Source organism: Devosia sp., assembly GCF_017744655.1.
Lineage (GTDB): Bacteria > Pseudomonadota > Alphaproteobacteria > Rhizobiales > Devosiaceae > Devosia.
On record NZ_JAGIAW010000003.1, the window covers coordinates 67520 to 79609 of the forward strand.

The 12090-nt window shown below is 58.6% G+C and carries 12 protein-coding genes; 8 read left to right on the plus strand and 4 right to left on the minus strand.

Annotated features, from left to right (window positions below):
* Positions 1 to 105: 105 nt before the first annotated feature.
* Genes dnaQ through J7557_RS08065 form a run of 4 tightly spaced genes read right to left on the minus strand, consistent with a single transcriptional unit; the run spans position 106 to position 2844 of the window.
* Positions 106 to 813: a DNA polymerase III subunit epsilon gene (gene dnaQ / locus J7557_RS08050; protein WP_291419581.1), complete on the minus strand. Its 708-nt coding sequence runs from the start codon at positions 811 to 813 to the stop codon at positions 106 to 108.
* The gene (gene coaE / locus J7557_RS08055; RefSeq protein ID WP_291419118.1) at positions 813 to 1409 is read right to left on the minus strand and encodes a dephospho-CoA kinase; all 597 of its coding nucleotides are present in this window, start codon (positions 1407 to 1409) and stop codon (positions 813 to 815) included. Before coaE ends, dnaQ begins: the two co-directional genes overlap by 1 nt.
* A gap of 2 nt (positions 1410 to 1411) precedes the next feature.
* Positions 1412 to 2239: a shikimate dehydrogenase gene (locus J7557_RS08060; RefSeq protein WP_291419120.1), complete on the minus strand. Its 828-nt coding sequence runs from the start codon at positions 2237 to 2239 to the stop codon at positions 1412 to 1414.
* 2 nt (positions 2240 to 2241) lie between these two features.
* Positions 2242 to 2844 (minus strand): Maf family protein, encoded by a 603-nt coding sequence (locus tag J7557_RS08065; protein ID WP_291419583.1) that lies wholly within the window; start codon positions 2842 to 2844, stop codon positions 2242 to 2244.
* 448 nt (positions 2845 to 3292) lie between these two features.
* On the opposite strand from J7557_RS08065, the gene hemE reads away from it, so the two are divergent.
* From hemE to J7557_RS08105, 8 genes are all read left to right on the plus strand, one after another.
* Positions 3293 to 4318: a uroporphyrinogen decarboxylase gene (hemE, locus tag J7557_RS08070; protein WP_291419121.1), complete on the plus strand. Its 1026-nt coding sequence runs from the start codon at positions 3293 to 3295 to the stop codon at positions 4316 to 4318.
* Between the two features lie 10 nt (positions 4319 to 4328).
* The gene (gene hemJ, locus J7557_RS08075) at positions 4329 to 4754 is read left to right on the plus strand and encodes a protoporphyrinogen oxidase HemJ (RefSeq protein ID WP_291419123.1); all 426 of its coding nucleotides are present in this window, start codon (positions 4329 to 4331) and stop codon (positions 4752 to 4754) included.
* Between the two features lie 311 nt (positions 4755 to 5065).
* A complete protein-coding gene (gene rho / locus J7557_RS08080; protein ID WP_035084758.1) occupies positions 5066 to 6331 on the plus strand; it encodes a transcription termination factor Rho in 1266 nt (421 codons plus the stop codon).
* Positions 6332 to 6342: 11 nt separating this feature from the next.
* Complete coding sequence (gene mnmE, locus J7557_RS08085; protein ID WP_291419127.1) at positions 6343 to 7635, plus strand: tRNA uridine-5-carboxymethylaminomethyl(34) synthesis GTPase MnmE; 1293 nt, start codon at positions 6343 to 6345, stop codon at positions 7633 to 7635.
* Between the two features lie 172 nt (positions 7636 to 7807).
* Positions 7808 to 9670, plus strand: coding sequence for a tRNA uridine-5-carboxymethylaminomethyl(34) synthesis enzyme MnmG (mnmG, locus tag J7557_RS08090; RefSeq protein ID WP_291419129.1), 1863 nt, complete (start codon positions 7808 to 7810; stop codon positions 9668 to 9670).
* A complete protein-coding gene (rsmG, locus tag J7557_RS08095; RefSeq protein ID WP_291419131.1) occupies positions 9670 to 10317 on the plus strand; it encodes a 16S rRNA (guanine(527)-N(7))-methyltransferase RsmG in 648 nt (215 codons plus the stop codon). The genes mnmG and rsmG overlap by 1 nt, the downstream gene beginning before the upstream one ends.
* A 22-nt stretch (positions 10318 to 10339) precedes the next feature.
* Positions 10340 to 11140, plus strand: a complete 801-nt coding sequence (locus J7557_RS08100; protein ID WP_291419133.1) for a ParA family protein — start codon at positions 10340 to 10342, stop codon at positions 11138 to 11140.
* 10 nt (positions 11141 to 11150) lie between these two features.
* Positions 11151 to 12026: a ParB/RepB/Spo0J family partition protein gene (locus tag J7557_RS08105; RefSeq protein WP_291419135.1), complete on the plus strand. Its 876-nt coding sequence runs from the start codon at positions 11151 to 11153 to the stop codon at positions 12024 to 12026.
* Positions 12027 to 12090 lie beyond the last annotated feature (64 nt).

Sequence of the window (12090 nt, forward strand, 5' to 3'; positions counted from 1 at the left end):
CGGTGTCATTCCCGCGAAAGCGGGAATCCAGACGTCTCAAAACAGAGATTCCCGCTTTCGCGGGAATGACACCGCGGGAGAAGAGGGTCTGGGAGGACCAGCGGGTTACTCCGCCGCGGCAACTTCGGCGTATTGCGCCCAAATTGCGTTTTCGCCCATTTTCCCCACAAAAGCTTCGTGCGCGGCGGCTTCCGCTGGCGTTACGCGTGAGAGCAGGGGGGTTGGGCGCGGCAGCGCAGCGATGCGAGTGGCGAGTGCATCCGTGCCATCGCTCTCGACTTCGGCAATGAGCGCCAGGCTCACCTGCTTGCCGCCGATCAGCTCGAGATAGACTTCGGCCAGGATCTCGCTGTCGAGGAGCGCGCCGTGCAGGGTGCGGCGGGAATTGTCGATGCCATAATGCTTGCAGAGCGCGTCGAGGCTGACGCGGGCGCCCGGGTGCTTCTTGCGGGCTAGCATGACGGTATCGATGACTTCATTGCCAAGGATGGGCAGGCCGGCCCAGCCAAGCTCGGCATTCAGAAAACCCATATCGAAGGGGGCGTTGTGAATGATCAGCCGCGCGTCATCGATGAAATTGCGGAATTCTACCGCCTTGTCCTTGAACAGCGGCTTGTCGGACAAAAACTCCTCGCTCAAGCCGTGCACGCGAAAAGCCTCGTCGGGCATGGATCGCTGCGGGTTGAGGTAGATATGAAAGGTCTCGCCCGAGGGGATGTGGTTGATCAGCTCGACGCAGCCGATTTCGACGAGGCGATCGCCTTCGGCATGGGAAAGGCCCGTGGTTTCGGTATCGAGCACGATTTCCCGAATCATTTTTTTGGTCCCTTTGCCTTGAGATCAGCGACCAGTGCCGCAACCTCGGCGTCTATTTCCTCGCGCGGGCGCTCGGTATCGAAGAGATAGGTGGCCCGCTTCTTCTTTTCATCCTGCGGCATCTGCCGGGCAAGCAAGGTATCGCGCTTTTCCACGGTCATGCCCGGCCGGGCCATGATGCGTGCAGCCTGAATTTTCGGATCGACGAAAGTCACGGCAATGGCGTCAAAGCCATAATTGAAGCCGCTTTCGAAGAGGAGGGGGACTTCGACGGCCACGGCGATATTGCCCGCAGCTTCGGCGCGATCCATGAAATCGGCGATTTTTTGCCGGACCAAGGGATGAACCACGGCTTCCAGTTTCTTGAAACTTTGCGGCTCGGAAGCGAGACGCCGAGCCAATTCCTGACGGTCGATTTTTTGGGCTTTTGTCACGCCAGGAAACAGGGCTTCGACCGGGGCGACGGCTTCGCCTTCATAGAGCGCGGCGACGGCAGCGTCGGCAGAGAAGGTTGGAATGCCTGATTTTTCGAAGGCGGCGAGGAGGGTCGATTTGCCGGTAGCGATCGATCCGGTGACCCCGATCCGCCACATGCTCAATGATCCAGTGTCGCTTCGATGCTGGCGCGAAGCGCCGGCGTCACTTGCGGACGCACGCCGAACCAATCGGCAAAACCGGGAACGGCTTGGTGCAAAAGCATGCCGAGGCCGTCGACCACTTTTAGACCGCGCTTCCTGGCATCGGCCAATAGTGGCGTTTCCAGGGGCACATAGACGATGTCGGTCACCAATGCGTCGGCCGCCAAGACGCTGAGATCGAAATCGTCAAACCGCGTTCCGTGCATGCCGATCGAAGTCGTATTAACAACAAGACCGGCCAGGGGCGCAGCGCTATTGATCTCGTCCAATCCGCAAAGGGTAATGTCTCCGCCCAGCGCGCCGGCAAGCGCATCGGCCGTTGCACGCGTGCGATTGACAAGGATGACGGGAATATTCCGGCTGCGCAACGCCACCAGAATTGCCCTCGCGGCGCCGCCCGCCCCAATGACCAGAGCGGGTTTCTGCTGGGCGTTCCAATCGGGTACTGCAGCATCGAGATTGCCGAGAAAGCCGAGATAATCGGTATTGTAGCCGTGCACCTTTCCGTCTCGAACGACGAGCGTATTCACCGCGCCGATGGTTTTGGCGAGATCATCGACGCTATCGCAGAGCGCAAAGACCGCTTCTTTGTGCGGAATGGTGACATTGCCGCCGGCAAATTCGCCCGCACGCAGACGATCGAAAAAGGCAGGGAGATCGGCGGGGGCGACATCGATCGCTTCATAGGAGCCGTCGATGCCGTGCTCGACAAGCCAGGTGCCGTGAATGAGCGGCGAGCGCGAATGGGCGATGGGGTGGCCGATGACGAAAGCTTTGGTGGTCACGTTCAAGCCCTGACGGAAAGAAGCTCCGGAGCGATATCGCGCAACGCGCCGATCAGCGGCAAGAGCGGCAGGCCCAGAATGGTGAAATAATCGCCCGTAATAGTCTCGAAGAGGCGAATGGACGGACCTTCGAGACGATAGCCGCCGACGGCGGTCAGCGCAGCATCGCCTTCGAGATCGAGCACCAGGTCGCGTTCTTCCGGCTCGAACGGACGCATGGTCAATTCGGCGGTTTCGATGTCGGACCAGAGCAATTCGCCATTGCGCACGAGAGCAACTGCGGCATGAAGCCGGTGGGTCTTGCCGGCGAGGTGATCGAGCTGACGCGCAGCGTCTTCGCGGGAAGAGGGCTTGTGGAGCAATTCGGTGCCAAGAGCCAAAGTTTGATCGGCACCGATCACATAGGCGTCAGGGTACAGTTTTGAGACTGCTTCGGCCTTCGCCTTGGCCAGCAACCCGGCAAGATCCCGCCCATCGGCACCGGCCTCCAAAGCTTGCACTTCGAGAGCACGTTCATCCACAGACGCAGGAACGACCGAGAATGAAAAAGAGGCCTTTTCCATCAAGGTTTTACGCGTCGGACTGGCGGAGGCGAGGATCAGCATGGGAACAAGTTTTTCCACACTGTCATCCCCAGCTCAAGGCCGAATTGGGGGAAAGACTCGTAACTTTCGGGAGGCCCGAAACTTGTTCGACCTATTCGATAAAAAGTTAACAATTCCTTTCCGAGGTTCTCGGAGAGGGGCTGGGGGAATCTGTGGGGATAAACTGAAATGGCGGGAGGAGCTTTTCACACCCCTCATCCACAGGCGTTACCGAATCGTTGACTCGGGAGTCGCCCTGTTAAGCTCCTCTTAAACTCCATTAACGCGGCAGGAAAGCGGGGCCGGCCACAGATGTTAACAGAGCGTTAATGAAGCGCTGTGCTGATGTGCCGCCGCGGCGCCCGATTGTGGAGCGCCATGAATTGCAGATACACACCGCCATAAAGAAGAAGATAGGAAGACTAAGAGTCTCTTTTGGGTTTTCGAAGGGGACGGAAGGGTGAGTGCAGTGGCCAAGAAAAGATTGCTCGCAACGGTCCTGGGAGAACGCCAGGACACGCCTCCCATATGGATCATGCGACAGGCCGGACGCTATCTACCGGAATATCGCGAGCTCCGCGCCAAAGCCGGAAGCTTTTTGGATCTTTGCTACAATCCCGACTTTGCGACCGAGGTAACGCTGCAGCCACTGCGCCGGTTCGATCTCGACGCGGCTATCCTATTCTCGGACATTCTGGTCATCCCCGATGCTCTGGGTCAAAAAGTTCGCTTTGAGCAGGGTGAAGGACCAGTCCTCGAGCCTTTAGCCGCAAGTGATGTGGATCGGCTTGAGCGCGGCGGGGCTTTGGAGCATCTGGCGCCTGTGCTGGAGACGGTGCGGCGGCTGCGTGTGGCGCTGGCTCCCGAAAAGACCCTGATCGGCTTCTGTGGCTCTCCCTGGACGGTTGCGACCTATATGCTTAATGGGCGGGGATCGCCGGACCAATGGGTGGCGCGCCGCTTTGCGCTCGAACATCCGGCCGCGTTTGCGAAACTGATGGATGTGCTGGTCGAAACCAGCGTTGACTATCTCGTCGCTCAGTTTGAGGCCGGCGCCGATGTGGTGCAGCTCTTTGAAAGCTGGGCGCTCAATCTCGATGATGCGGCTTTTGAAGCGCAGGTGATTGGGCCCAACCGTCGGATCTTTGAAGGCGTGCGGGCAAAAGTGCCGAATGCGCCCATTATCGGTTTTCCGCGCGGTGCTGCCGGCAATTTGAAACGCTATGCGGAAGAGACCGGCGTCAATGCGCTTGGCCTCGACTATGCGACGCCGCTTTCCTTTGCCGACGATTTCCTGCCAAAGACCCTGCCGGTGCAGGGAAATCTCGATCCGTTGCGGCTTGTCATCGGCGGCAAGGCGATGGAAGAGCGCGTGATCGAGATCAAGGCGGCGTTTGCGAACCGCCCGCATATCTTTAATCTCGGCCACGGCATCGTGCCCGAAACCCCGATTCCCCACGTCGAGCGGTTGGTCGAGCTGGTCAAGCAAAGTTGAGAAAAATCAAATGTATGAATGGGTGAAGGCGCTGCACGTCATTTCGGTCATCGCCTGGATGGCCGGCATGCTCTATCTGCCGCGACTTTTCGTCTATCACACCAAGGCCGAGATCGGCTCCGTGCAGTCCGAAACTTTTAAGATCATGGAGCGGCGGCTCCTCAAGGGCATTATCAATCCGGCGATGATCGCGACCTGGATTTTCGGCCTGACCATGATCCATCTCGGCGGCGTCGATTGGGGTTCGGGCTGGCCTTGGGCCAAGGCGGCAATGGTCCTGGCGATGAGCGGCGTGCATGGCATTCTGGTCGGTCACCAGAAGCGTTTTGCCCGCGACGAGAACGTCAAGGAGCAGAAGTATTTCCGGATCATCAACGAAGTGCCGACTGTGCTGATGATCGGTATTGTCATTATGGTGATCGTGAAGCCGTTTTGAGTTTTGGATTCAATTTCATAACGGCGTCATTCCCGCGAAAGCGGGAATCTCCTCTTCAATGCCAGGGAAGATTCCCGCTTTCGCGGGAATGACACGGTGGGTGGGATGGGTATCGATGGCTCCGCGTTTCACGTGAATCGGCCAAAATCGTCTACAGTGCCCGGTTCCCATCTTGAATCCCGGCTTCGATCACGCTACATGAAGCCATCAAGCATCCTTCCCTATGCGCGGCCGATTCCGGCGCTGCGCGGTGCATTCCCCAAAAATAAAAATCTCTCCTCTACGATTTACCCCAAGGGTCCATCGCATCCATGCAGAATATCAAGCTCAGTGAGCTGAAGGCCAAGTCCCCGGCCGAATTGCTGGCGTTCGCCGAAGAACTCGAAGTCGAGAATGCTTCGACCATGCGCAAGCAGGAGTTGATGTTCGCGATTCTGAAAGAACTCGCATCGCAGGACATCGACATTGTCGGCGAGGGCGTGGTCGAGGTCCTGCCAGACGGTTTTGGCTTCCTCCGCTCTCCTGACGCAAACTATCTTCCGGGTCCTGACGATATCTACGTCAGCCCCAGCCAGATCCGCCGCTTTGGCCTGCGGACCGGCGATACGGTCGAGGGCGAAATCCGCTCTCCCAAGGAAGGCGAGCGCTACTTCGCGCTTCTCAAAGTCAACACCATCAACTTCGAAGACCCGGAAGCGGTTCGCCACAAGGTCAACTTCGACAACCTTACCCCGCTCTATCCCGAAGAACGGCTCCGCATGGAGCTGCCGGACCCGACGCTGAAAGATCGCTCGGCTCGCCTTCTCGACCTGGTGGCGCCGCTCGGTAAGGGCCAGCGTGCTCTGATCGTCGCTCCTCCGCGTACTGGTAAGACGGTATTGTTGCAGAATATTGCACAATCGATCGCGACCAATCATCCGGAATGCTATCTCATCGTTCTTCTTATCGACGAACGTCCGGAAGAAGTGACCGACATGCAGCGCTCGGTGCGCGGCGAAGTTATTTCTTCCACCTTTGACGAACCGGCATCGCGCCACGTCCAGGTCGCCGAAATGGTGATCGAAAAGGCCAAGCGCCTGGTCGAACACAAGCGCGACGTCGTCATTCTCCTCGATTCCATCACCCGCCTCGGCCGCGCCTACAACACTGTGGTTCCAAGCTCGGGCAAGGTGCTTACCGGCGGTGTCGACGCCAATGCCCTACAGCGCCCGAAGCGTTTCTTCGGTGCAGCGCGAAACATCGAAGACGGCGGCTCGCTGACCATCATCTCCACGGCGCTGATCGATACCGGTTCGCGCATGGACGAAGTGATCTTCGAAGAATTCAAGGGTACCGGTAACTCCGAAATCATTTTGGACCGCAAGGTCGCCGACAAGCGCATCTTCCCGGCGCTCGACATCACCAAGTCGGGTACGCGCAAGGAAGAGCTGCTGGTCGAGCCCGACATCCTCAAGAAGATGTATGTGCTCCGCCGTATCCTCAACCCGATGGGCACGATCGACGCGATGGAATTCCTTATGGACAAGGTCCGCCAGACCAAGACCAATTCGGATTTCTTCGACTCGATGAACACCTAAAACATACAAAAATGCTCGCCGGTGATACGATCATGGCGCTCTCTTCGGGCGCTCTTCCCTCCGGCGTCGCGGTTATCCGCCTCTCGGGCCCAAAAGTCCGGGAGGCGTTTTTGCACCTGGCCGGTGAATTGCCGGCGCCCAGAACAATGGCTCTGCGGCGCATTGGTGCTGACACGCAGCTCGATCAGGGTCTTGTCGCCTGGTTTCCAGGACCGAATAGTTTTACTGGCGAGGACTGCGCCGAGTTTCACGTTCATGGCTCGCCCGCTGGCGTTAAGGCGATCCTTCGCAGCCTAAACACTTTTGGCATTCGACTAGCTGGCCCGGGGGAGTTCACCCGGCGTGCGTTTGAGAACGGCAAACTCGATCTGATTGCCGTCGAAGGTCTTGGCGATCTCTTGAGCGCCGAAACGGAAAAACAGCGGCAGCAGGCGCTTGCGCGATATGATGGTCGCCTAACCGAGAAGGTTGAAACCTGGCGCAATGCCCTGCTCGATCTGCGGGCTGAAATCGAAGCGCGGCTCGACTTTTCCGACGAGGGTGACGTCACTGAAGAACTGCCAACTGGCTTTGTTCATGAGCTTGGCACACTCAAAACCTCCCTTGCCGAAGCGCTGGTCAGCATCACCAGTGGTCGCATCGTTCGAGAGGGCGTTCGTGTGGCTCTTGCCGGTGCGCCGAATGCCGGAAAATCTAGCCTCATCAATGCGCTGTCGAAGTCCGACATTGCCATTGTTTCCGACGAGGCAGGCACGACGCGCGATGTTCGCGAAGTTCCGCTCGATATCGGCGGCCAGCTTTTTGTGCTTTTGGATCTCGCTGGCTTGCGAGAGACCGACAGCCGCGCAGAAGCCGAAGGTATTCGGCGCGCCGAACGCGCTATCCAGGATGCCGATATTATGCTTTGGCTCGAGGCTCCGGACACAGATGTTGCCGTTCAGCCTCCGACGAATGCGACTGTCGTCCGGATTGCGACAAAGTCGGATTTGGGCGCCGCGAGTGAATGCGATCTCCGGATATCGACCGCCACCGGAACGGGTCTCGAGGCGCTGATTGATCGCCTGCGTGCGATTGGTGAGGACATCGCGGGCGGCGAGCCGTCGCTTATCAGCCATGAACGCGACCGCCTGGGTCTTGAACAGGCGATTTCGGCTGTCGACGAGGCGGTTCTCTATCTCAGCAACTGGGAGCTTGCGGCCGAAGCATTGCGCCACGCCTCTCTCGCGCTGGAACGGATGATCGGCAGGGTGGATGCGGAGCAGGTCCTGGACCGTCTCTTTGCCAGCTTTTGCATCGGCAAATGATTCACGTGAAACATTGCCGGGCGAAACCAACCATCTCGTGATTCACGTGAAACACAGCGAGAGGTTTTCTTAGAACTCAAGACGCTGTATGAGAAGCGCCAACTTCAATTGATCGCTCTGTTTCCGTTGCGCCGATCTCGTGCGCCGTCGAGAGCCGTTCAGGAAAATTCCTATGACTGATTATGCTGTCATTATCGTTGGGGGCGGTCACGCCGGCTGTGAGGCGGCTGCCGCTTCTGCACGGCTTGGTGTCCCCACGGCCCTGATCACCCATCGTTTTGCGACGATCGGCGAGATGAGCTGCAATCCGGCTATCGGTGGCTTGGGGAAGGGCCATTTGGTACGAGAGATCGACGCCCTTGACGGGCTGATGGGTCGCGTAGCTGACGAAGCCGGCATTCAGTTCCGTGTGCTTAATCGCCGCAAAGGTCCGGCGGTGCGCGGTCCGCGCGCCCAGGCAGACCGCAAGCTTTACCGAAATGCCATGCAGGCTGCCATTTCAGCACAGGCCAATCTCGACGTTATCGAAGGTGAGGTTGACGACCTTGAGGTGACCGATGGCGCCATTTCTGGCGTCGTGCTGCTCGATGGTCGTCGCTTTTCCACCAAGGCAGTGGTGCTGACGACAGGCACCTTCTTGCGTGGTCTTATTCACCGCGGGGAAGAGACAACCCCGGCTGGACGTGTTGGCGAAAAGCCGGTGCTCGGGCTTTCGACGCGCCTTGAAAATCTTGGCCTGCAGCTTGGACGCCTGAAGACGGGCACGCCGGCGCGGCTGGACAAGGATTCCATCGACTATTCCGTGTTGGAAGAACAGCCGGGTGACAATCCGCCGGAAGCCTTTTCGGCGCTGACCGAGACAATCACGACGCAGCAGGTGTCGTGCCATATTACCCGGACGACGGCGGAAACGCACAAAATCATTCAGGATAACCTGCATCGTTCGGCCATGTATTCGGGTCGCATTCAATCGCGCGGTCCGCGCTATTGCCCGTCTATTGAAGACAAGATCGTGCGCTTCGCCGATCGCGATAGCCACCAGATTTTCCTGGAGCCGGAAGGTCTTGAAGAGCAGACGGTCTATCCGAATGGCCTGTCGACTTCTCTGCCCGCCGAAGTTCAGGACGCGTTCCTGCGCTCCATGCCGGGGCTAGAAAATGTAAGGATCGTGAGGCCGGGCTATGCCATCGAATATGACTATGTCGATCCGCGGGAACTGCGGCCGACGCTGGAAGTGAAGCGCCAGCCGGGGCTTTATCTGGCCGGGCAGATCAATGGCACGACGGGCTATGAAGAGGCCGGTGCGCAGGGTCTGCTCGCTGGCACCAATGCTGCTCTGGCTGCCAGTGGCCAGGACGCTATGATCCTTTCGCGCACCGAGAGCTATCTCGGCGTCATGATCGATGATCTCGTGACGCGTGGCGTTTCGGAGCCCTATCGCATGTTTACCTCGCGGGCAGAGTTCCGGCTGCATTTGCGGGCCGACAATGCTGACCAGCGCTTGACGCCGCAGGGTATCGAAAAGGGTCTGGTGGGCGAGGAACGTCGCGAACTGTTCTCGGCAAAGGTTGTTGCGCTCAACGATGGCAGGCAGCGGCTTCGAGCTGCTGTCGCTTCTCCCAGCGAAGCTCGCAAGGCTGGTATTGCCATCAACGAGGATGGCAAGCGTCGGAGCGCGTTTGAAATTCTGTCCTATCCCGATCTTGGGTGGGACGATGTCACAAAACTCTGGCCAGAGCTTTCGGATATACCGGAGGCTGCGCGCGAGCAGTTGGGTATCGACGCCCAGTATGCCGTTTATCTCGATCGGCAGCAATCCGACATCGAAAGCATGCGGCGTGATGAACAGCGGCAGATTCCGGATGAGCTGGACTATCACGCCATTCCGGGGCTCTCGATGGAGCTGCGGCAGAAGTTGACGCAGTTCCGGCCGCAGACGATTGCGCAGGCGCAGGCGATGGATGGCATGACGCCGGCTGCAATCACACTGTTGCTTGCCGTGATCCGTCGCGGCGATCTGCGGAAGGCCAGTTGATGGCCGACTTCAAAGCGATTGCGCCCTATGCGGTGCATTTTGGCCGCTCACTGGATGAGGTTGGCCGCGATCTGGAATCCTATGTTGCCCTGCTGAAGAAATGGCAGGCAGTGCAGAATCTTGTTTCACGTGAAACGCTGGGCGCCGTGTGGGAGCGACACTTCGCCGATAGCCTGCAAGTCTTGTCGCAACTGACCGCCGGGGATCGTGAGTTTATGGACCTCGGTAGCGGAGGAGGCTTCCCGGCTTTGCCACTGGCCATCGCCAGCAAGGGTCTTGATCGTCATTTTGTGCTCGTGGAGCCCACGGCGCGAAAGGTCAGCTTTCTGCGGACCGTTTCGCGCGAACTTAGACTGAATGTTACTGTCATCGGCCGCCGCAGCGACGAAATTGATACACGTGAAACACCGGTGCCGGATGTGATCACGTCCCGCGCCCTCGCGGCGTTGCCACTGCTTTGTGACTGGATGGAGCCGTTTTTCGCTGCGAAAACTCGGGCAATCCTGCATAAAGGACGGGAACATGTTGATGAACTCACGGAATCGGGTGCGCATTGGCACTATGACGTGGTAGTAAACAAGAGTGATACTGATCCGGGCGGCGTGATCTTAACGATCACAAATCTCAAAAGAAAATCAGCGTCTTAGCGGCACAACTGGAGGCCTTCTCTTGGCACCCCGTATCCTGACCCTGGCAAATCAAAAGGGTGGCGTCGGCAAGACGACCACGGCGATCAATCTGGCGACGGCGCTGGCAGCCATTGGCGAGCGCGTACTGATCGTCGATCTCGACCCGCAAGGCAATGCCTCCACCGGGCTCGGCATTTCGCGCGATAATCGCGAAGTCTCGTCCTATGACGTCTTGGTCGGCGAAGCCAGCGTGGCGCAGGCCGCCATCATGACGAGCGTGCCGAACGTGGCCATCATTCCGTCGACCATGGACCTTCTGGGCGTCGAATTGACCATCGCCGGACAGGCCGATCGCGCCTTCAAGCTGCGCGACGCTTTTAAGCAGCTTTCAGACCTGCGGATCAACGACCAGGCGGTGAGCTATATTCTCATCGATTGCCCGCCGTCGCTGAACCTGCTTACCGTCAATTCGCTGGTTGCCGCCGATGCGGTGCTGGTGCCGCTGCAGTGCGAGTTTTTTGCGCTCGAAGGCCTTAGCCAGCTGCTGCAGACCATCGAACAGATTCGCTCGACGCTCAATCCGCGCCTCTCCATCCAAGGCGTGGTGATGACCATGTTCGACAAGCGCAACAATCTGTCCGAACAGGTGCTGGCTGACGTGCGCAGTGAAATGGGCGATCTCGTCTATGACACCGTCATTCCGCGCAACGTGCGGCTTTCCGAAGCGCCGTCTTATGGCAAGCCGGCTTTGCTTTACGATCTGAAATGCGCGGGCAGCCAGGCCTATTTGCGCCTTGCCACCGAAGTCATTCGCCGCGAGCGGCGACTGGTCGCAGCCTAGGAGTTCAAAGATGAACGACAAACCCACACGTCTTGGCCGGGGTCTGGCTGCTCTGATTGGCGATATGGCTTCCCTGGAAGCGGCGCGCGTGACCGATACCGGTTCGGGCGGCAAGAAACTGCCGGTTGATTTCATCATTGCCAATCGCGCCAATCCGCGGCGGACTTTTGATCCCGATCAACTTGAAGAGCTGACCAATTCGATCCGCGAAAAGGGCGTCATGTCGCCGCTACTGGTTCGACCGACTGATGATCCGAACATTTTTGAGCTGATTGCCGGTGAGCGTCGTTGGCGCGCGGCGCAGAAGGCTGGGCTGCATGATGTGCCCGTTATCGTCCGAGAGGTCGATGACAAAGAAGCGCTCGAGCTCGCCATCATCGAAAACGTACAGCGCGCTGATCTCAATCCGCTGGAAGAGGCCATGGGTTATGGCCAGCTCATTGAGCAGTTCGACTATACGCAGCAGGACTTGGCTCAGGTGATCGGCAAGAGCCGCTCGCATGTGGCCAATACTCTGCGTTTGCTGAAATTGCCGGAAGATGTGCGTGGGATGGTTTCGAGCGGCACACTGACGGCCGGTCATGCGCGGACACTGATTACGGTCGAAGACCCCTCGGGTCTGGCGCGGCAAATCGTCGACAAGGGGCTTTCGGTGCGTGAAGCCGAGGCTTTGAGCCAACAGCGCGAGGCACCAGCACGAAAAATTTCGGCGAGCGAGCCGGTGCGGGATGCGGATACGGTGGCGCTGGAGCGCCGTCTTTCCGACGTGCTGGGGCTGTCCGTGTCTCTGGCCCATTCGGAGCGCGGCGGGCGGGTGGAAATCCGCTACAAGACGCTGGAGCAGCTTGATGCGCTGTGTCTGAAGCTTACCGGGCAGCATAATTAGGCTACTCGGAATGCCGCAATTGAGAAGGCCCCGGTGTGAACTGAGGCCTTCTTTTTTGTATCTA